General features: G+C 67.3%; 18 protein-coding genes. 15 read left to right on the forward strand and 3 right to left on the reverse strand.

Features of this window, described 5'->3' with window-relative positions; genetic code table 11:
- Window positions 1-83 precede the first annotated feature (83 nt).
- The 14 genes from DIE06_RS38820 to DIE06_RS02405 all read left to right on the forward strand — a co-directional run bounded on the left by DIE06_RS38820 (window position 84) and on the right by DIE06_RS02405 (window position 15317).
- Window positions 84-203, forward strand: a complete 120-nt coding sequence (locus DIE06_RS38820; RefSeq protein WP_006754086.1) for a hypothetical protein — start codon at window positions 84-86, stop codon at window positions 201-203.
- An 82-nt stretch (window positions 204-285) separates the two neighbouring features.
- A complete protein-coding gene (gene asd, locus DIE06_RS02340) occupies window positions 286-1407 on the forward strand; it encodes an aspartate-semialdehyde dehydrogenase (RefSeq protein ID WP_059466419.1) in 1122 nt (373 codons plus the stop codon).
- A 499-nt stretch (window positions 1408-1906) separates the two neighbouring features.
- Window positions 1907-3970, forward strand: coding sequence for a FimV/HubP family polar landmark protein (locus DIE06_RS02345; RefSeq protein WP_124659971.1), 2064 nt, complete (start codon window positions 1907-1909; stop codon window positions 3968-3970).
- The gene (gene truA, locus DIE06_RS02350; protein WP_185733322.1) at window positions 3970-4782 is read left to right on the forward strand and encodes a tRNA pseudouridine(38-40) synthase TruA; all 813 of its coding nucleotides are present in this window, start codon (window positions 3970-3972) and stop codon (window positions 4780-4782) included. The genes DIE06_RS02345 and truA overlap by 1 nt, the downstream gene beginning before the upstream one ends.
- On the forward strand, window positions 4779-5477 hold the full coding sequence (locus DIE06_RS02355; protein WP_124659973.1) for a phosphoribosylanthranilate isomerase: 699 nt from the start codon (window positions 4779-4781) through the stop codon (window positions 5475-5477). The genes truA and DIE06_RS02355 overlap by 4 nt, the downstream gene beginning before the upstream one ends.
- A 55-nt stretch (window positions 5478-5532) precedes the next feature.
- Window positions 5533-6726 (forward strand): tryptophan synthase subunit beta, encoded by a 1194-nt coding sequence (gene trpB / locus DIE06_RS02360; protein ID WP_124659974.1) that lies wholly within the window; start codon window positions 5533-5535, stop codon window positions 6724-6726.
- 9 nt (window positions 6727-6735) lie between these two features.
- Window positions 6736-7587, forward strand: coding sequence for a site-specific DNA-methyltransferase (locus tag DIE06_RS02365; protein ID WP_124659975.1), 852 nt, complete (start codon window positions 6736-6738; stop codon window positions 7585-7587).
- Window positions 7588-7725: 138 nt separating this feature from the next.
- On the forward strand, window positions 7726-8541 hold the full coding sequence (gene trpA / locus DIE06_RS02370) for a tryptophan synthase subunit alpha (protein ID WP_124659976.1): 816 nt from the start codon (window positions 7726-7728) through the stop codon (window positions 8539-8541).
- A gap of 64 nt (window positions 8542-8605) precedes the next feature.
- Window positions 8606-9478 (forward strand): acetyl-CoA carboxylase, carboxyltransferase subunit beta, encoded by an 873-nt coding sequence (gene accD, locus DIE06_RS02375; protein WP_044843820.1) that lies wholly within the window; start codon window positions 8606-8608, stop codon window positions 9476-9478.
- A 100-nt stretch (window positions 9479-9578) separates the two neighbouring features.
- Window positions 9579-10889: a bifunctional tetrahydrofolate synthase/dihydrofolate synthase gene (gene folC, locus DIE06_RS02380; RefSeq protein WP_124659977.1), complete on the forward strand. Its 1311-nt coding sequence runs from the start codon at window positions 9579-9581 to the stop codon at window positions 10887-10889.
- Between the two features lie 29 nt (window positions 10890-10918).
- On the forward strand, window positions 10919-11779 hold the full coding sequence (locus DIE06_RS02385; RefSeq protein ID WP_124659978.1) for an SPOR domain-containing protein: 861 nt from the start codon (window positions 10919-10921) through the stop codon (window positions 11777-11779).
- A gap of 6 nt (window positions 11780-11785) precedes the next feature.
- Complete coding sequence (locus DIE06_RS02390; RefSeq protein ID WP_124611755.1) at window positions 11786-12280, forward strand: CvpA family protein; 495 nt, start codon at window positions 11786-11788, stop codon at window positions 12278-12280.
- Between the two features lie 52 nt (window positions 12281-12332).
- Window positions 12333-13865, forward strand: coding sequence for an amidophosphoribosyltransferase (purF, locus tag DIE06_RS02395; RefSeq protein ID WP_124659979.1), 1533 nt, complete (start codon window positions 12333-12335; stop codon window positions 13863-13865).
- 258 nt (window positions 13866-14123) lie between these two features.
- The gene (locus DIE06_RS02405) at window positions 14124-15317 is read left to right on the forward strand and encodes an O-succinylhomoserine sulfhydrylase (RefSeq protein ID WP_124659981.1); all 1194 of its coding nucleotides are present in this window, start codon (window positions 14124-14126) and stop codon (window positions 15315-15317) included.
- Between the two features lie 99 nt (window positions 15318-15416).
- Here the strand turns inward: DIE06_RS02405 and DIE06_RS02410 are convergent, their stop codons facing one another.
- The 3 genes from DIE06_RS02410 to DIE06_RS02420 are packed head-to-tail and all read right to left on the reverse strand — an operon-like array spanning window position 15417 to window position 18524.
- Entirely contained in the window at window positions 15417-16391 is a 975-nt protein-coding gene (locus DIE06_RS02410) for an NAD-dependent epimerase/dehydratase family protein (RefSeq protein WP_124659982.1), read from the reverse strand.
- Complete coding sequence (gmd, locus tag DIE06_RS02415) at window positions 16378-17424, reverse strand: GDP-mannose 4,6-dehydratase (RefSeq protein ID WP_124659983.1); 1047 nt, start codon at window positions 17422-17424, stop codon at window positions 16378-16380. The genes DIE06_RS02410 and gmd overlap by 14 nt, the downstream gene beginning before the upstream one ends.
- Window positions 17425-17459: 35 nt before the next feature.
- Window positions 17460-18524, reverse strand: a complete 1065-nt coding sequence (locus DIE06_RS02420; RefSeq protein ID WP_124659984.1) for an acyltransferase — start codon at window positions 18522-18524, stop codon at window positions 17460-17462.
- Between the two features lie 491 nt (window positions 18525-19015).
- Between DIE06_RS02420 and DIE06_RS02425 the strand changes: the two genes are divergently transcribed.
- Window positions 19016-21208, forward strand: coding sequence for a hypothetical protein (locus DIE06_RS02425; protein WP_185733330.1), 2193 nt, complete (start codon window positions 19016-19018; stop codon window positions 21206-21208).
- Window positions 21209-21226: the final 18 nt, after the last annotated feature.

Genomic DNA, 21226 nt, shown 5'->3' on the forward strand with positions numbered 1-21226 from the left:
AGGGCGCGAACGGGCCGCGAAATCGGCCGGTTCGCGCGCGGTTGGCCGTTGTGCGGGCAACCGGCTTTGTGTAGACTCGAACGATGGCGCTGATTTCCCTGATCTCCCCGGTCCTGAAACTCCACGGCAACATTGCCCGTGCGGGTACGCGCGCTATCGTCATCACGAAAACCATTACCACGAAAACGATCATTAAACGCTGATCGTCCGTCGTGCCCGCCTGTTTCCCCGCGCGGTCACGCCGGGGACGGAAATGGCGGGGAAGCTCCATTCAAAGGGTTAGTCATGAACGTAGGTCTCGTAGGTTGGCGCGGCATGGTCGGCAGCGTGCTGATGCAGCGCATGCAGGAAGAAGGTGATTTCGACCTGATCGAACCGGTGTTTTTCAGCACCAGCAACACGGGCGGCAAGGCGCCGTCGTTCGCGAAAAACGAGACTACGCTCAAGGATGCGACCAACGTCGACGAGCTGAAGAAGTGCGACGTGATCATCACGTGCCAGGGCGGCGACTACACGAACGACGTGTTCCCGAAGCTGCGCGCGGCCGGCTGGAACGGCTACTGGATCGATGCGGCCTCGTCGCTGCGGATGCAGGACGACGCGGTCATCATCCTCGATCCGGTCAACCTCGACGTGATCAAGGACGCGCTCGTCAAGGGCACGAAGAACTTCGTCGGCGGCAACTGCACGGTCAGCCTGATGCTGATGGCGCTCGGCGGCCTGTTCCGCGAGAACCTCGTCGACTGGATGACGGCGATGACCTACCAGGCCGCATCGGGCGCGGGCGCGCAGAACATGCGTGAACTGCTGTCGCAGATGGGCGCGCTGCACGGTTCGGTGCAGGAACAGCTCGCCGATCCGGCTTCCGCGATTCTCGACATCGACCGCCGCGTGCTCGCGACGATGAACAGCGATGCGATGCCGACCAGCCAATTCGGCGTGCCGCTCGCCGGTTCGCTGATTCCGTGGATCGACAAGGATCTCGGCAACGGGATGTCGAAGGAAGAGTGGAAGGGCGGCGCGGAAACCAACAAGATCCTCGGCAAGCCGGCCATGGGCGAACCGGGTTCGATCCCGGTCGACGGCCTGTGCGTGCGGATCGGCGCGATGCGCTGCCACTCGCAGGCGCTGACGATCAAGCTGAAGAAGGATGTCCCGCTCGACGAAATCAACGGCATCCTCGCGTCGGCGAACGACTGGGTGAAGGTCGTGCCGAACGAGCGTGAAGCGTCGATGCGCGACCTGTCGCCGGCGAAGATCACCGGCACGCTGACGGTGCCGGTCGGTCGCCTGCGCAAGCTCGCGATGGGCGGCGAATACCTGTCCGCGTTCACGGTCGGCGACCAGCTGCTGTGGGGCGCGGCCGAGCCGCTGCGCCGCATGCTGCGCATCCTGCTCGACAAGTAAGGATCGGGCCGCACTGCGCGCCCCATCGGTGCGCGACGCGAAACGCCTGCCAGCCCTTCGCGGGGCGGCAGGCGTTTTTTATTGGTTGGCGCGGGCCCGCGTGCGAGAACCCCGGGACGCTTGCGAAGGGATGAAGCAATGCGCACGATAGGGGACCGAATTCGTTCCGGATAGCGATGCTGTCGCCCCAATTTTCATCGATTGACGATCTTTTCTTGATAAAACTGCCGCGCACGATTCATTGTGGCAGTCGCGCGTTTCACGCGCCGGCGGCCCGGCGCGGGCAGCGGTCGCTCCGCCGCACGGGGATGAACGGCCGTATCTGCCGCCGACGAATTCGGCCGGAACCCGATCGTGTGAAGTAAACTATGCGGTTACGACGCGCAGAGCCGCCGAAAGCGTCGCGTTCTGCGCGACGCTTTTGCATTTCTGCGGCGACTTTATTGACGCTTCCCTACGCGAATCCGAGCCGCGCCCGCGCGCGGCGATAGAGCCTACGATGTCCCGAATTTCCTTGTTTCCGCGTCAGTCCCGTCTGTCGCGCGCCGTGCGTGGCGCGCTGGCGACCTTGGCACTCGGCGCGGCCGCGTCGGCCTGGGCGGCCGGCACTGGCGAACTGCCGGCTTCCGCCGCAGGCGGCCCCGCGCCGCTCACCGTGACGGTCCAGCCGGGCCAGTCGTTGAACGATCTCGCGAAGGCGGCCACGCAGTCGCACGACCCGGGCGTGCTCGCGCGCGCCGGCCGCGCACTGTTCGACGCCAACCCGCAGGCGTTCATGAAGCGCGACCCGAGCCGCCTGAAAGTCGGCGCGACGCTGACGGTGCCGGCGCTCGACGCGACGGGCGCGGCACTCGTGCCGGCCGGTGCGTCCGGTGCATCGGCAGCGTCCGCGGCGGCTGCCGCGTCGGGCGCGGCCGCGGTCGCGCAGCATGGCGCGTCCGCACCGCATCCGGGGTCGGCCGTGCAAACGGCGCCGGCCGCACCGGCAGCACATGCGGCGCCGGTCAGCGGCGCGAGCGTCGCGGTGGCGGCAGCCGCGGCAGGGGCGTCGGCTTCGATCGGCGCTTCCGCCGCGCATGGCGCGTCGACGGTCGAACCCGTTCAGCCGGCGGCGCCTGCGGCCGGCGCAAGCGGGCCACACGTGTGGAGCGGCGCGATCCAGTCCGCCCCGTCGTCCGCGAGCGAAGCCGCCGCCCAGCCTGCGCAGGGCGGCCCGGCTCAAGGCATGCACGAACCGTCCGCGGCGGCACCCGTCGCGGGTGCGTCGCAGCCGCGGCCGTCGAGCCTGCAGCAACTGCTCGCGCTGAAGAACCGCGTACTGATGGAACTGCAGAAACACGGGATCGGCAAGCCGGCCGCGACGAACAACGTTGCGCCCGTGCCGGCGCCGGCCCCCGCCGCGCCGCGCCCGGCCACGAATGACGCAGACGCATCCGCTGCCGCGTCGTCGGCCGCCGCGAGCGAGGCGGCGTCCGGCGTGGCTGCCAGCGCGGTGCAGCCGGCATCGACGCCCGCGCAGCCGGCCGTACCGGTGACGGCGACGCCGCCCGCGCGTGGTTCCGAACAGATCGACTGGCGCCCGGCCGCAGCGGCCGGCGCGGCCGTGATCGCCCTCGCTGCGGGGTTCGCGTGGCGCAAGCGCCGTAAGGCGCGGCCTGCCGACGCGGTTGCGATCGAGTCAGCCGGCGCAGCTGCTGCCGATGCCGGCGCCGCGTCGTCATCCGTCGAACCGTTGCCGCCGATCTTGCCCGAGACGCCGGTTGCCCGCGACGCGGCCACCGACATGAATCTCGTTTCGGCCGCCGCGGCAGCGGCAGAGGTGGCCGATACGCGCGATGCCGATGTGTCGTCGTCGCAGGAAGCGGTGAAGCCCCATGACGACCAACAGGACATGCCGTCCGCGCACGCCGCGTTGGAGCACGACGCAGCGCCGGCTTCGCACGACGTAAAGCCGGTCCTGGAAGCGGAAACGGCTGCCGACGCGCCGATCGAGGCGCCCGCCGCGCCCGCGACGAACGACGCCCAGCACGCGGCGCTGATGCAGAACGCGATCAGCGCGCTCAACAGCCTCGACATGCCGTTGCCGCCGCGGAAGGCGGAAGAGCCGACCGCACAGGAAGGGCATGCTGAAAGCGAGCAAATCGCAACTAACGGTCAATCCGTGACGCGCCCGCCGGTTGGCGCGAACGATCTGTCCCCTGAACATCCAGCCGACCAGGACGACGAGTTCGACTGGGATCCGGATGCGGCCACGCCCGCGCCTCACGCGGGCGGCATGTCCGCACCGTCGTCGCTGCCGCCGCTGGGCGGCGCGCAGTTCGGTGCGTTGAAGCTGGATTTCGATCTCGACCTGCCGTCCGCGCCGGGTGCCGTGCTGCCCGCGCTGACGCCGGAAGAGCTCGCGCGCATTGCCCGCAACAAGCTGGATCTCGCATCCGAGTACGTCGAGCTGGGCGACCTGTCCGGCGCGCGCACGCTGCTGCAGGAAGTGGTCGATGCGAACGACGCCGCGACACGCGACGATGCGCGCGCGCTACTCGCGAAACTCGCGGAAGAGGCGTGATGCGGATCGCGCTCGGGATTCAGTACGACGGCGCCGCGTTCTGCGGCTGGCAAGCGCAGCCGCACGGCAAGACCGTGCAGGACGTGCTCGAGCGCGCGCTCGGCGCATTCGCGTGCGTGCCGCTGCACACGACGGTCGCGGGGCGGACCGACACGGGCGTGCATGGACTCGGGCAGGTCGTGCACTTCGACACGGAACTCGACCGCGCGGATTTCTCGTGGGTGCGCGGCACCAACGCGTTCCTGCCGCCGACCGTTTCGGTACAGTGGGCGAAACCGATGCCGGATACGTTCCACGCACGTTTCTCGGCGTTCGAACGCACCTACTATTACGCGCTGTACGTGCATCCCGTGCGCTCGCCGATGCTGGCCGGCCGTGCGGGCTGGATCCACACGCCGCTCGACGACGACGCAATGCGCGCCGCCGCCGCGCACCTGATCGGCGAACACGACTTCTCGTCGTTCCGGTCGTCGGAATGCCAGTCGAAGACGCCGGTCAAACACCTGTACCAGATCGACGTGCGGCGCGCGGGCCACTTCATTCATTTCCGTTTCCGAGCGAATGCGTTCCTGCACCACATGGTGCGCAACCTGATGGGCTGCCTCGTCGCGGTCGGGCGCGGCCGCTACCCGGTGGACTGGTTGGCCGACGTGCTGGCCGGGCGCGACCGCAGTCTCGCCGCGCCCACGTTCATGGCCGACGGGCTGTATCTCGCCCATGTCGGCTACCCGGCGGAATTCGCCGTCCCGCCCGCGCAGCTCGGCAGCGTGCCGTGGAGCAGCGTCTGGGCCGACCTGGACCCACAACCATGATGGATCACGCCGTGTCTCCTTCGACTCCCGCCGCTGGCCTCGCGCCGCGCACGCGCATCAAGCTGTGCGGCCTGTCGCGCCCCGAGGACGTGCTGCATGCCGCCGCGCTCGGCGCCGATGCGATCGGCCTCGTGTTCTATCCGAAGAGCCCGCGCGCGGTGTCGATCGCGCAGGCGGCCGAGCTCGCACGCCTCGCGCCGCCGTTCGTATCGGTGGTCGGGCTGTTCGTGAACGCGACCGAAGCCGAGATCGAGGCGGTCGTGCGCGACGTGCCGCTCACGGTGCTGCAATTCCACGGCGACGAGACGCCCGAGCAGTGCGACGCGCTCGGCCGCGCGGCGCGCCTGCCATGGTTGCGCGCGGTGCGCGTCGGCCCCTCGACGCAGCCGGCCGATTTGGTAGAATCGGCTCTTCATTATTCGAAAGCGCGCGGCCTCCTGTTCGACACCCTGGTGCCGGACTACGGCGGTAGCGGCAAGGTCTTCGATTGGTCTCTTATTCCCGCAGAGCTCGCGCATCGGGCCGTTTTGAGTGGTGGCTTGAGCGCGCAAAACGTCGGTGATGCGATTCGCCAGTTGCGCCCGTTTGCTGTCGATGTCTCGAGTGGCATCGAAGTGGAGGGTGCGAAGGGCGTGAAGGATCACGCCCGGATGGCGGCGTTCGTGCGCGCGGTGCGCGAAGCGGACGCCGGGTGATGCAAGCCGGTGCGGCCCCGAAGGCGGGGCGCACCGACCGATCGAGAGAGACACCATGTACAACCTTCCTGATGATCGTGGCCACTTCGGCCCGTATGGCGGCGTGTTCGTCGCCGAAACGCTGATTCACGCGCTGGACGAGCTGCGCACGGCGTATGAGAAATTCCGGAACGACCCCGATTTCGTCGCCGAATATGAGCGCGAACTGAAGTATTTCGTCGGCCGTCCGTCGCCGATCTATCACGCGCAGCGCTGGAGCGAGACGCTCGGCGGCGCGCAGATCTACCTGAAGCGCGAGGACCTGAACCACACCGGCGCGCACAAGATCAACAACGTGATCGGCCAGGCGCTGCTCGCGAAGCGGATGGGCAAGAAGCGCGTGATCGCCGAGACGGGCGCCGGCCAGCACGGCGTCGCGACGGCGACGATCTGTGCGCGCTTCGGGATGGAATGCATCGTCTACATGGGCGCCGAGGACGTGCGCCGGCAAGCCGCGAACGTGTACCGGATGAAGCTGCTCGGCGCGACGGTCGTGCCGGTCGAATCGGGTTCGCGCACGCTGAAGGACGCGCTGAACGAAGCGATGCGCGACTGGGTCACGAACATCGAAAGCACGTTCTACATCATCGGCACGGTCGCGGGCCCGCACCCGTACCCGGCGATGGTGCGCGACTTCCAGCGCGTGATCGGCGACGAGTGCAAGGTGCAGATGCCCGAACTCGCCGGCCGCCAGCCGGACGCGGTGATTGCGTGCGTCGGCGGCGGCTCGAACGCGATGGGCATCTTCTATCCGTACATCGACGATACCTCGGTGCAGCTGATCGGCGTCGAAGCGGCCGGCGACGGCCTCGACACCGGCCGTCACGCGGCCTCGCTGATCGCCGGCAGCCCCGGCGTGCTGCACGGCAACCGCACGTACCTGCTGCAGGACGACAATGGCCAGATCATCGAGACGCATTCGGTGTCGGCGGGTCTCGACTATCCGGGCGTCGGCCCCGAGCACGCATGGCTGAAGGACAGCGGCCGTGCGCAGTACGTGCCGATCACCGACGACGAGGCGCTGAAGGCATTCCACGACTGCTGCCGGATCGAGGGGATCATCCCCGCGCTCGAGTCGAGCCACGCGATCGCGTATGGCGTGAAGCTCGCGCCGACGTTGCCGAAGGACAAGATCCTGCTCGTCAACCTGTCGGGCCGCGGCGACAAGGACATGCACACGGTCGCCGAGCGATCGGGCATCGCGCTCTGACCCCGACCGATGCGTGACCTGATCGAACAACCGGGCGGCGGCGCCGCGAGCGAAGCGGAGGCGGTGCAGCCCGCCGTTGCCATGCCGTGCGCACTGCCGTCCGGGATCGAGCTGCACAACCGCGATTTCATGACCGAAGCCGCGCGCCTGCCGGATGCGTCGATCGACCTGATCGTCGCCGATCCGCCGTATGGGCTCGGCAAGGACTACGGCAACGACTCGGACAAGCGTTCGGGCGACGATTTCCTCGCGTGGACGCGCGAGTGGCTCGAGCTCGCGATTCCGAAGCTGAAGCCGAGCGGGTCGATGTACATCTTCTGCACGTGGCAGTACGCGCCGGAAATCTTCAGTTTCCTGAAGACGAAGCTCACGATGGTCAACGAGATCATCTGGGACCGGCGCGTGCCGAGCATGGGCGGCACGACGCGCCGTTTCACGTCGGTGCACGACAACATCGGCTTTTTCGCGGTTTCCAGGGCGTATTACTTCGATCTCGATCCGGTCCGCATCCCGTACGACGCCGACACGAAGAAGGCCCGCTCGCGCAAGCTGTTCGAAGGCAGCAAGTGGCTGGAGATGGGCTACAACCCGAAGGACGTCTGGTCGGTCTCGCGCCTGCATCGGCAGCACGCGGAGCGCGTCGATCATCCGACCCAGAAGCCGCTGGAAATCATCGAGCGGATGGTGCTCGCAAGCTGCCCGCCGGGCGGCCGCGTGCTCGATCCGTTCATGGGCAGCGGCACGACCGCGGTGGCCTGCGCACGGCAGGGGCGCGACTTCGTCGGCTACGAGATCAACGAAAGTTATTGCGCGATCGCGCGCGAGCGCGTGAGCGTGCTCGCCGCGCCGGCGTGCGCGTGAATCGCGCCGCCGAGTCGCCGATCGCTGCTTTGCATGGGACCGGAGTAAACGCTAAAGCGCTAACTCCGGTCGACCGCTTATGCATGGGACCGGAGTAAGCGCTAAAGCGCTAACTCCTGTCGACAAAGGAAAATTGCCATGAATCGTATCCAGCAGACCTTCGCCGCACTCGCCGAACAAGGCCGCAAGGGCCTGATCCCGTTCATCACGGCCGGCGACCCCGACCCCGCGAAGACCGTCGAATTCATGCACGCCCTCGCCGAAGGCGGCGCCGACGTGATCGAGCTCGGCGTGCCGTTCTCGGACCCGATGGCCGACGGCCCGGTGATCCAGCGCTCGTCGGAACGCGCGCTCGCGCGCGGCGTCACGCTGAAGAGCGTGCTCGCCGATGTGAAGCGCTTCCGCGAGACCGATCGGAAAACCCCCGTCGTGCTGATGGGCTATGCGAACCCGATCGAGCGGATGGGCGTCGACACGTTCGCGACCGAAGCGCAGGCGGCCGGCGTCGACGGCGTGCTCGTCGTCGACTATCCGCCCGAGGAAGCGGGCGTGTTCGCCGAGAAAATGCGTGCCGCGCAGATCGATCCGATCTTCCTGCTCGCGCCGACGTCGACTGACGATCGCATCGCCGACGTGGGCAAGATCGCGAGCGGCTACGTGTACTACGTGTCGCTCAAGGGCGTGACCGGCGCCGGAAATCTGGATGTTTCGAGCATTGCGGGTAAAATCCCGGCCATCAAGTCGCGCGTGCCGGTTCCGGTGGGCGTCGGCTTCGGCATCCGCGACGCCGAAACGGCGCGCGCGGTGGCCGAAGTGTCGGACGCCGTCGTGATCGGCAGCCGCCTGGTGCAGCTGCTCGAGAGCGCCGCGCCGGAAGGTGCCGCCGCCGCGCTGAAGGCATTCGTCGCCGAGCTGCGCGCCGCGCTGGACGGCGCCGGCAAGACGGCGCGATAAACACAACACAGGAAGCGGGAACGGGCCGGAAGGCCCGTCCCGCCACGGAACAGGAAACCATACGATGAGCTGGCTCGACAAACTGTTGCCGCCGAAGATCAAGCAGACCGACCCGAAAAGCCGCAAGGGCATTCCGGAAGGCCTGTGGGTCAAGTGCCCGTCCTGCGAGGCCGTGCTGTACCGCAACGACGTGGATGCGAACCTGCACGTGTGTCCGAAGTGCGATCACCACATGCGCATCGGTGCACGCGAGCGTCTCGACGGGCTGCTCGATCCGGAAGGCCGCTATGAAATCGGCCAGGAAATCGTGCCGGTCGACTCGCTGAAGTTCAAGGACAGCCGCAAGTACCCCGATCGTCTGAAGGAAGCGATGGACGAAACGGGCGAGACCGACGCGATGGTGGTGATGGGTGGCGCGATCCACACGCTGCCGGTGGTCGCGGCCTGCTTCGAGTTCTCGTTCATGGGCGGCTCGATGGGTTCGGTCGTCGGCGAGCGCTTCGCGCGCGGCGCGCAGAATGCGCTCGAGCAGCAGGTGCCGTTCATCTGCTTCACCGCCTCGGGCGGCGCGCGGATGCAGGAAAGCCTGCTGTCGCTGATGCAGATGGCCAAGACCACCGCGATGCTGACCAAGCTGGCCGAAGCCAAGCTGCCGTTCATCTCGGTGCTGACCGACCCGACGATGGGCGGCGTGTCGGCGAGCTTCGCGTTCCTCGGCGACGTCGTGATCGCCGAGCCGAAGGCGCTGATCGGCTTCGCCGGCCCGCGCGTGATCGAGCAGACGGTGCGCGAGAAGCTGCCGGAAGGCTTCCAGCGCGCGGAATTCCTGCTGAAGACGGGCGCGATCGACATGATCGTCGACCGTCGCAAGATGCGCGACGAGATCGCGCAACTGCTCGCGCTGCTGCAGCGACAGCCGGCCGACGCGCTGGCCTGATTGGCGCGGCGTTGTGAACTGCGCGCGTCGCCCGGCTGGACCGCCGGGCGACGCGTTTCGTTTTTTGGCGTAGTGGCGGTACCGATTCAGATTTGATCCGATGAGCACTTTCCCCACTCTCGACGCGTGGCTTTCGCATCTCGAACGCGCGCACCCGGTCGGCATCGACATGGGCCTCACCCGCATCGGGCAGGTCAAGGCGGCGCTGCAGCTCGAATTCGCGTGCCCCGTGATCACGGTCGGCGGCACGAACGGCAAGGGCTCGACCTGCGCGTTCCTCGAGGCGATCCTCGTTCACGCGGGCTACAAGGTCGGTTGCCACACGTCGCCGCACCTGCTCGAATTCGGCGAGCGCGCGCGCGTGAACGGGCAGCAGGTCAGCGACGCCGAGCTGCTGCCGCACTTCGAGGCCGTCGAGGCGGCGCGCACGTCGCTGCCCGAGCCGGTGTCGCTCACGTACTTCGAATTCACGACGCTCGCGATCCTGCACCTGTTCGCGTCGCGCGGGCTCGATGCGGTGATCCTCGAAGTCGGCCTGGGCGGCCGGCTCGACGCGGTCAACATCATCGATACCGATTGCGCGATCGTCACGAGCATCGACATCGACCACACCGAATATCTCGGCGACACGCGCGAGAAGATCGCGTTCGAGAAGGCGGGAATCTTCCGCGCGGGCAAGCCGGCGATCTGCGGCGATCCCGCGGCGCCGAGCACGCTGATCGACCATGCCGCTGCGATCGGCGCCGACCTGTGGCTGGTCGGCCGCGATTTCCGCTACGAAGCGCAGCCGGGCGCGGAGCGCCAGCAATGGAGCTACCTCGGCCGCGAGAAGCGCTATCCGGCGCTCGCGTACCCGTCGCTGCGCGGCGCGAACCAGCTGATCAATGCGTCGGCCGCGCTGGCCGCGCTCGAGGCGCTGCGACCGCTGCTGCCGGTGTCCGCGCAGGACATCCGGCTCGGGCTCGCGAACGTCGAGCTGCCGGGGCGCTTCCAGGTGCTGCCCGGCAAGCCGGCGATCGTGCTGGACGTCGCGCACAATCCGCATGCGGCGGCCGTGCTCGAGCAGAATCTCGGCAACATGGGCTTCTTCCCGTACACGTACGCGGTGTTCGGCGCGATGCACGACAAGGACATCGACGGCGTGCTGCGGCGCCTGTTGGGCGAGATCGACCACTGGTGCGTGACCGACCTGCCGCTGCCGCGCGCGGCGAGCGCGGAGCAGCTCGAAGCCGCGCTGCGCAAGGCCGGCGTGGAGGAGGGGGCCGATTCGAGCGTGACGCGGTTCGCGTCGCCCGCCGAAGCGTTTCGCGATGCACTAAAAAGAGCATCCGAGAATGATAGAATCGTGGTTTTCGGCAGTTTCCATACGGTGGCAGGTGTGATGGCCTACCGGAAATCGCAGCAACACTGACTGACGGGCAGTTTCGGACTCAGCCATTCATGGGAATTTTCTCGTTCGGCAAGAAAGACGACGACGCGCCCCCGCGGCGCGGCGGTCGTACCGGGGCCTCCCGGAACGTGCGCACGGAGCGCACTGAACGCGTCGAGCGACGCACGCGCCGCACCGAGCGTCCGGAATCGGACGCACTGCTCCTCGATCCGACCCTTCCTGAAAAGCAACGCGCCCGCCGGCGTCTCGTCGGCGCGATCGCGCTCGTCGTCGCCGCGGTGATCGTGCTGCCGATGGTGCTCGATTCGCACCCGAAGCCGGTGACGGACGACATCGCGATCGACATCCCGAACCGGCCCGCGCATCAGGCGGTCGCGCCGCGTGACGACGACGCGTCCGACGTGCAGGCGGGCGTCGCGCACGACGAGCCGCCGGCCTCCGATGTCGCGGTGGCGGCCGTTCCGGCGCCCGTGGCGAAGGATGCGGCCAAGCCGGCCGCCAGGCCCGATACCTCGACCTCGACGACCACGGCGAGCGTGACGCCGCCGAAGCCAGCTGCCATGCCGGCCACGGCCGCTCCTGCTCCCGCTCCCGCGGCGAAGCCGGTCGCGCCGAAGCCGGCACCCGCGACGGTCGCGAACGCCGATGCCGCGGCCGACAGCGGCGACGCATCGTCGCCGGCATCGCCGGCCGGTGCGCGCTTCGCGGTGCAGCTCGGTTCGTTCAAGGACGCCGCGACGGCCCGTTCGTGGGCCACCAAGTTGAAATCGGCGGGCGTGCCCGCATATGTCGAGCACAGCAAGCAGGCGGACGGCAGCACGGCTACACTGCTGCGTGCCGGCCCATTCGCGGATCGCGCGGCGGCGTCCGCCGCGATCGCGAAGGTGCGCGAAGCCGGACTGACGCAGTAGCGTGCGATGCTGACGGCTTTCGACTACGCTGTATTGGCGGTAATCGCGTTGTCTGCGCTGCGTGGCGCGTGGCGCGGTTTCGTCTCGGAGATTTTCGGGCTGATCGGCTGGATCGCGGCGGTCGTGATCGCGGCCCGCTATGTCGGACTGGTGGTGCCGTATATTCCGGCGAACTGGCCGGGCGGCGCGCTGACACAGTGGGTGATCGCGTTCGCGCTGATCGTGATCGGCGTGGTGTTCGTCGCGGGTGTCGCGAACGCGCTGTTGTCGCGGATCGCGCAGGCGACGGGCCTCGGCGGAGTCGATCGCTCGCTGGGCATGATGTTCGGGCTCGTCCGCGGCTGCGTGCTGGTGGTGCTGCTGGTCGCGGCGGCCGGGCTGACCGAATTGCCCAAACAGGATTTCTGGCGCAATGCGCTATTGCGTCCTTTCGCCGAACAGGGCGTGCACGAGCTGAAGCAGCTCCTGCCCGACGGCATGGCCCAGTACGTGCGCGTATGACGACGCGTACCGGGCAGGACCGAACCGATTTTGTCATCTTGAAGGACATGCCATGTGCGGCATCGTAGGTGTTATCTCCCAATCCCCGGTCAATCAGCTGATCTATGACAGCCTGCTGCTGCTGCAGCATCGCGGTCAGGACGCAGCGGGCATCGCGACGGCGGACGGCAGCAATTTCCACATGTACAAGGCGAACGGCATGGTGCGCGACGTGTTCCGCACGCGCAACATGCGCAGCCTGCCCGGCACCTTCGGCATCGGCCAGGTCCGCTACCCGACGGCCGGCTCGGCGTCGAGCGAAGCCGAGGCGCAACCGTTCTACGTGAACGCGCCGTTCGGGATCATCCTCGCGCACAACGGCAACCTGACGAATTGGGAACAGCTGAAGGACGAGATGTTCCGGATCGACCGCCGGCACATCAACACCAATTCCGATAGCGAAGTGCTGCTCAACGTGTTCGCACACGAGCTGCAACTGGCGACGACGGGCCTCGAGCTCGATCCGGCCGCGGTGTTCAAGGCCGTCGCGGGCGTGCATCGCCGCCTGCAGGGTTCGTACGCGATCGTGTCGCTGATCGCCGGCTACGGCCTGCTCGCGTTCCGCGATCCGTTCGGCATCCGCCCGCTCTGCATCGGCAAGCTCGAGACCGAACACGGCACCGAGTGGATGGTCGCGTCGGAGTCGGTGGCGGTCGAAGGCATCGGGTTCGAATTCGTGCGCGACGTGCAGCCGGGCGAAGCGATCTTCATCGACAAGGCCGGCAACTTCCACAGCCAGCAGTGCGCGGAGCACCCGACGCTGAATCCGTGCATGTTCGAATACGTGTACCTCGCGCGTCCGGATTCGTGCCTCGACGGCGTGCCGGTCTACAACGTGCGCCTGCGCATGGGCGACTATCTCGCCGAGAAGATCAGGCGCGAGCTGCCGAACGTGCCGATCGACGTCGTGATGCCGATTCCCGATTCGTCGCGCCCGGCCGCGATGCAGGTCGCCGCGAAGCTCGGCGTCGAGTATCGCGAAGGCTTCTTCAAGAACCGTTACGTCGGCCGTACTTTCATCATGCCGGGCCAGGCCGTGCGCAAGAAGTCGGTGCGCCAGAAGCTCAATGCGATGAGCATCGAGTTCAAGGACAAGAACGTGCTGATCGTCGACGATTCGATCGTGCGCGGCACGACCTCGCATGAAATCGTTCAGATGGCGCGCGATGCGGGCGCGAAGTCGGTGATCTTTGCGTCGGCTGCGCCGCCCGTGAAGTTCCCGAACGTGTACGGCATCGACATGCCGACGCGCGGCGAGCTGGTCGCACACGGCCGCACCGACGAGGAAGTCGCGAAGATCATCGGCGCCGACCACCTGATCTATCAGGACGTCGACGACCTGCGCCGCGCGGTGCGCGACATCAACCCGAAGCTCGAGCGCTTCGAGGCGTCGTGCTTCGACGGCAACTACATCACCGGCGCCGTGACGCCCGAGTATCTCGATGCGATCGAGCGTGCCCGTCTCGCACCGGCGTCGCAGGCCGATCGCGACACGGCCGGCGATACCGCGCGTTCGCAGATGAACCTGCAGTTGTCGGTCGAGTGATGCCGGCGCACGCTTCCGACGAGGCGTGATAGGATGTGGCCTTGCGTCGATTTGATTCAGCTTGCGGACGCGGGGCGACTTCCCAAAACAGCTAAAGCGAAGGCCGGCGACAGCCGGCCCGAGTCGATCGCTGTCGTACCGCACCGAAGCCCGCTGATGCCGACGCATAGCGGGCTTTTTGTTTTGGCCTGATTTTGTGGATGGGCTCGCGCCTGATGCATGACCGTCGGCACGACCCTCGAATACGGAAAACGGAACATGGACGACTCCCTCAACTTCGACACGCTCGCCGTGCGCGCGGGCACGCTGCGCAGCAGCGACTTCAACGAGCACTCGGAAGCGCTGTTCCTCACGTCGAGCTTCTGCTTCACGAGCGCGGCCGAGGCGGCCGAGCGCTTTGCGAATTCCGAAGACTACTTCACCTATTCGCGCTTCACGAACCCGACCGTCACCATGTTCCAGGATCGTCTCGCCGCGCTCGAAGGCGGCGAGGCCTGCATCGCGACGGCGTCGGGCATGGCCGCGATCATGTCGGTCGTGATGTCCGCGCTGCAGGCGGGCGATCACCTCGTGAGCTCGCGCAGCCTGTTCGGCTCGACGCTCGGGATGTTCTCGCAGATCTTCAGCAAGTTCGGCATCACGACGACCTTCGTCGACCCGACCGACCTGAATGCATGGCAGGAAGCGGTGCGGCCCGAGACGAAGATGTTCTTCCTCGAAACGCCGTCGAACCCGCTGACCGAACTCGCCGACATCGAGGCGATCGGCAAGATCGCGAAGGCCGCGAACGCGCTGTTCGTGGTCGACAACTGTTTCTGCAGCCCGGTGCTGCAGCAACCGCTGAAGCTCGGCGCGGACGTCGTGATGCACTCGGCGACGAAGTTCCTCGACGGGCAGGGTCGCGTGCTCGGCGGCGCGCTGGTCGGCTCGAAGGCATTCATCATGGGCAAGGTGTTCCCGTTCGTGCGCAGCGCCGGCCCGACGCTGTCGGCGTTCAACGCGTGGGTGCTGCTGAAGGGGATGGAGACGCTGTCGCTGCGCGTCGAGAAGCAGTCGGCGAACGCGCTGGAAATCGCGCGCTGGCTCGATTCGCATCCGGCCGTCGCGCGCGTGTTCTACCCGGGGCTCGAATCGCATCCGCAGCACGAGCTTGCGAAGCGCCAGCAGAAGGCAGGCGGCGCGATCGTATCGTTCGAGCTGAAGGGCGACACGCCGGAGCAGCAGCGCGCGAACGCATGGCGCGTGATCGACAGCACGAAGCTGATCTCGATCACCGGCAACCTCGGCGACACGCGCACGACGATCACGCATCCGGCGACGACGACGCACGCGCGCATCACGCCGGAAGCGCGTGCGGCCGCGGGGATCACCGAAGGGCTGATCCGCCTCGCGGTCGGCCTGGAAAACGCGGGCGACCTGCGCAACGATCTCGCGCGCGGCCTCGAGGGCTGAGCGCGGCGCCACCGATTTCAGGGCCGACATGACGACGGGCCGCTCGACAGAGCGGCCCGTTTTCTTTTGGCTGGCGACGAACGCGTTGTGTTGCCGGAATCAGCCGGCCTGCCCAACCTGCTCGGTATGCGACACGTCGCGCATCGCTTCCATCATCCAGCGCAGCGTGTCGTCGAACGGTGTCACGGGCAGCTCGCCCACCGCGCGTCGCAGCTTGTCGCGCGACCCGCTCAGGCGCTTCACCTCGTTGTGCCGCACGAAACGCGGATCGATCGTCACGTCGATCACGTAGCCGGCGATCCGCGACAGCATCGCCAGCACTTCCTTCAGCGAATACGCGCGCTCCGAGCAGACGTTGAACGTCTCGCCGGCCGGCGCGGCTTCGAGCAGCTTCACGTAGGCGGCCGTCACGTCGCGCACGTCGGAGAAATCGCGGCTCACGTCGAGATTGCCGAGCGAGATGCGCGGCGCGTGGCGCGCATAGTGCGACACGAGCTTCGGCAGCAGATACGCATCGCCCTGGCCGACACCCGTGTAGTTGAACGGCCGCGCGATCACGATCGGCAGCCGGTCGGCCCACAGCTTCGCCGCGTATTCCATCGCGAGCTTGCTGACCGCGTAGTCGTTCGCGGGCGCGGGTGCGACGGTCTCGTCGAGCACGCCGGCCGTCGAATTGCCGTAGATGTTCGCGCTGCTGGCGAGCAGCACCGCCGACGGGCGGCGGTCGAGGCCCGCGAGCGCGGCCAGCAGGTTGCGCGTGCCGACGATGTTGACCGTGTAGGTCTGCGACGGCTCGTCCTGCGCAACGTGCGCACGCGCGGCGAGATGCACGACCGCATCGGGCCGCGCGTCGGCGGCTGCCGCGCGCATTGCGGTCGCGTCGAGCAGGTCGACCGGCAGCAGCGTGCAGTTCGCGAACGCCGGATCGTCGGGCCCCGCCGCGCCGGGCGCCACGGTGCCCCACACGTCGTAGCCGGCCGCCTCGAGGCGCTGCGCCATGTAGCGGCCGGTGAAGCCCGTCAGGCCCGTGACGAATGCACGGCGCGACGGGCGTCTGGCGTCAGTACGTGTCATGGTGACGATTCCGCGTCAGATCCGCTTCGACCATCATCTGGCAAAGCTGTTCGAGCGTCGTCTCCGGGGCCCAGTCCAGCTTGCTCTTGGCCTTTTCCGCGCAGCCGATCAGCAGGTCGACTTCGGCAGGGCGGTAGAACTTCGGATTCACTTCGACGAGCACGTTGCCGTTCGACGCGTCGAGGCCGCGTTCCTGCTCGCCCTTGCCGGTCCATTCGATCTGGTAGCCGGCGGCCGCGAACGCCATCTGCACGAAGTCGCGCACGGTCTCGGTGCGGTTGGTCGCGAGCACATAGGTGTCGGGCTCGTCGACCTGCAGCATCCGCCACATCCCTTCGACGTATTCGAGCGCGAAGCCCCAGTCGCGCTTCGCGTCGAGGTTGCCGAGCTCGAGCCTGGTCGCCTTGCCGAGCTTGATCTTCGCGACGGTGTCGGTGATCTTGCGCGTGACGAACTCGCGACCGCGCAGCGGCGATTCGTGGTTGAACAGGATGCCGCTGCAGCCGAACAGGCCGTAGGACTCGCGGTAGTTCACGGTCATCCAGTGCGCGTACAGCTTCGCGACGCCATACGGGCTGCGCGGGTAGAACGCGGTCGTTTCCGTCTGCGGGATCGCCTGCACCTTGCCGAACATCTCGGACGTCGACGCCTGGTAGAAACGCGTCTTCGGGCTCACCACGCGGATCGCCTCGAGCAGATTCAACGGGCCGACGCCCGTGACCTCGGCGGTCGTCGCCGGCTGGTCGAACGACACGCCGACGAAACTCTGCGCGGCCAGGTTGTACAGCTCGTCGGGCTGCGTGCGTTCGAGCAGCCGCAGGCTGGAGCCGGCGTCCGTCAGGTCGTGCTCGACGAGCGACAGGTTCGGGTGCGTGTCGACGCCGAGCTCGGCGATGCGCCAGAAGTTGACCGAGCTGGTGCGGCGGTAAGTGCCCGTGACCTCGTAGCCCTTGTCGAGCAGCAGCTTGGTCAGGTAGGCGCCGTCCTGCCCCGTGATCCCCGTGATGATGGCCTTCTTGCGGTTTTGGCTCATGGCAATGTCCTGGTCGAAACGATGGATTGAGAAATTCAGGCGGTCGTGCGCGCGGCGGCGGGCACCATGCTGCGGGCGGGTCCGCGCGTCAGGCGCCGCTCGAAGCCGTACCAGCTCAGGGTGGCGTACACGAGCGTGATGGCGAGGGCGAGCGCGGCCGTGACGAAGCGGTTCAGGTGCAGCGGCCACAGTGCGTACAGCACGCTCAGGTGAATCAGGTAGACGGTGTAGCTGACGGTGCCGACGTACACGAGCAGCGGGTTCGTCAGCACGCGCTGCACGAGGCCACGTCCGCGCAGCGCGATCACGACGATCGACGTGCACAGCAGCAGCGAGATGCTGTAGAGCGCGGCATTCGACAGCGGCGTGTTTGCCGCGCGGAACCGCGGGAACGACAGGTGCAGCCAGCCGAGGATCGCGAGCGACACGAGCGCGCCGACGATCGCGAGCGGATAGAACGGTTCCAGCGCGCGCCGGTCGCGGCGCAGCACGATCGCGAGCAGCGCGCCCGCGGCGAGCAGGTCCATCCGGAACGGCGTCAGGTAGTAGATCGGCCAGAACGAATCGAACCACGGCGTCGCGATCGCGCGCAGCACGGGCGCGGCGACGATCAGCGCGGCGGCGATCCACAGCAGCGCGCGCTCCGAGCACCACAGCACGACGAACGGCCAGAAGATGTAGAACTGCTCCTCGACGGCGAGCGACCACAGCACGTTCAGGCTGTCGTGACCGATGCTGCCGAGCGACAGCCCGATGTTGGTCGAGAAGAACGCGAACCACGGCCAGTGCGGCAGCCAGCTCGCGCCGAACAGCAGCGTCGATACGACCAGCAGCAGCACGTACGGCGGCAGGATCCGGCGCACGCGGCGCGCGTAGAAGTGGCTGAAGTACGACTGCCCGCGTGCCTTGCGGTCGAGCAGGATGCCGGTGATCAGCAGGCCGCTCAGCACGAAGAACAGGTCGACGCCCATCCACAGCGGCGCCTTCAGCGCGTGTTGCAGGAACACGGCGCCGACGGCGATCGCGCGCAGCCCGTCGAGCTGCGCGATGCGGCCGTGTTGCGGCGGGGCGAGGTCGGCGGTGCGCGAGATGCCCGTCATCGCGCCGCTCCTTCGCGACGCGCGGCCGATGCCGTGGCGCGCCGCGCATCCGATGCGTGAACGTAATGCATGCGTTTAAATGAAATATTGAGTCGAAATCGATTCTAGGGAAAAGAAATCGGCAAAAAAACGCATGTCATTTATCCGGCTGAAAACATTCAAATTCCGGTTGTTTTAATCGCGACATGAAAGGTTTGCAGGCTGCACGCCCCGTCGGACGGGCGAGAGCGGCATTTTCTACGGATCGTCGCGTGAAAGGCGGTCGTTATTTCCGCATCGTCAGGTCTATTCAAGGTTGTTCCGGTTCGATATTTCAGGCAGAAACATCCCCAAATATTTCCAAATTTCTTGTGATTATTTTTGCTTGTAACCTGCATCGCGACGTTTGAAACCCACACGCGACAGGTCATCCGGGCAGCCAGCACGCCACGGCGCCGGTCGCTTCCGCATCGAGTCTGGAGAGCGCATTGCGACGTCTGATTCTGGTTGGCATGACGGTATGCGCGGCGCTGTCCGCGAGCGCCGCACCGGCTGAAACCGTGTTGCCCGCGACCACGTCGTGGATCGGCAACACGTTCGGCTATGGCGACGGCAGCTGGACGCAGATCGACATTCGCGCGATCGCGGTGACGGCCGACGGCAAGGTGTATACGAACGCGCCGTGGGACGAGAGCGGCGCCGAGGCGAGCGTCTACCAGGACGGCAAGATGCTCGGCTTCGCCGGCGGCACGCACGGCTGGGGCAACCTCGGCGGCAACGCGGTCGCGGTCAACAGCAAGTATGCGTACGTCGCGATCGGCGTCGGCAACGAGCGCGGCCATCTGCAGTCGCCCGGCATCTGGCCGGACAAGGGCAAGCAGTGGTACGGCATTTCGCGGCGCACGATCGGCGACATGAAGCAGCCCGCGCCGTTCCGCGCGGCACCGCAGGTGGCGCCCGGCGGGCGTGCCGATGCGGGCCGCGCGCGGATGGCCGCGAGCTTCATGGTGATGAACGAGGTGACGGCTCCCGCGCGCTCGGAGGTGGGCGAACTGAAGGCGGAAGTGGGCGGCCTCGCCGCCGACGACAAGACGCTGTTCGCGACGAATCCGGCGCATGACGAAGTCGACGTGTACGACGCCGAGACGATGCAGAAGAAGGGCACGTGGAGTGCGCACGAGCCGGGCCGCATCGCGCTCGCCGGCGACGGCACGCTATGGCTGCTCACCGATACGATCGACGGGCCCGCGCATCTCGTGCACGTGCGCGCGGACGGCCGCAAGCTCGACGACGCGCCCGCGCTACCCGAAGGCACCGAAGCTGTGGACGTGGCGGTCGATGCGAAAGGACGCGTGCTGGTGGCGGACAACGGTCCGCGCCAGCAGGTGCTGATCTTCTCGAAAGGCGGCAAGGGCTATGCGCCGTCCGGCACGCTCGGCGAGCGCGGCGGCATTTTCGCGGGCCCGGTGCCGGGCCGCCCCGGGCCGCAGCGTTTCAACGGGCTGACCGGCGTGGGCGTCGATCGCGCGGGCAACGTGTACGTGTCGATGAACGGCATCGGGCCGCGTCACGACACGATCGGCGCGGGGCTCGGCGCGGTGCTCGAAAGCTACGCGCCGGACGGCAAGCTGCGCTGGCAGGTGCAGGGGCTGCTGTTCGTCGACGGCGCGTGGCTCGATCCGGCACGGCCGAACAGCGTGTACACCGGCAACAAGCGCTTCGAGCTCGACCTGTCGAAGCCGCCGGGCCAGGACTGGAAATACGCCGGCTTCCTGTCGAACCGCTTCAAGTATCCGGACGATCCGGTGTTCCACACGGATCAGTATCCCGGCATGCCGTTCGCGCGGCGCGTCGACGGCCGCACGTTCCTGTACCTGACCGACATGTACGCCGATCACCTGAAGATCTACCGCTTCGACGCGAAGCGCGACGGCGAGGTCGCGATTCCGTCGGGCCTGATCGCGGGCCGCGCGCGGCCGGTCGACAAGGTGCCGAACAAGCCGCCGGGCGGCGACTGGATCTGGCGCGACGCGAACGGCAACGGCCGGCTCGACGAGGACGAATTCACGACCAACACGACGGGCAAGGCAAAGGCGGGCGGTTGGGGATGGTGGGTCGACACGAAGGGTGACATCTGGCGCACGGGCGACGTGCGCGGCATCCATCGCTTCAGCTACGGCGGCATCGACAAGGCCGGCAACCCGATCTACTCGTACGACAAGGTCACGACCTATCCGATGCCGCAGCCGTTCACGCAGTTGCGCCGCGCGATCTACGAGCCGCAGACGGACACGCTGTACGTGACGGGCTACACGGCCGACGCGTTGCCGCAGCCGGGCATCAACAAGGAAGTCGGCCGCGTGCTGGTGCGCTTCGACAAGTGGTCGACCGGCTCGCCGGTGGCGCGCTACACGGTCGCGCTGCCGTGGCAGCTCGACGCGAAGCCGATCCTCGACCTGATCGGGATCACGGTCGAAGGCCGCTACATCTTCACGGTGGAGCCGGTCGGCAAGATCCACGTGTACGACAAGGAAACCGGCAAGGAAGTCGGCGTGATGAGCCCGGGCGCCGAGGTCGGCAAGGCGTCGGGCTGGGTCGACGTGCCGTTCGGCATCAGCGCGTTCCGGCGCGAGAACGGCGAATACCTGGTGTTCGTCGAGGAAGACGCACGCGGCAAGGTGCTCATGTACCGCTGGAAACCGTAACAGGCCCATGGGCAAAAG

Origin of the sequence: Burkholderia sp. Bp8998, from assembly GCF_003854235.1 — a bacterium.
In the GTDB taxonomy this organism is placed as follows: Bacteria; Pseudomonadota; Gammaproteobacteria; order Burkholderiales; family Burkholderiaceae; genus Burkholderia.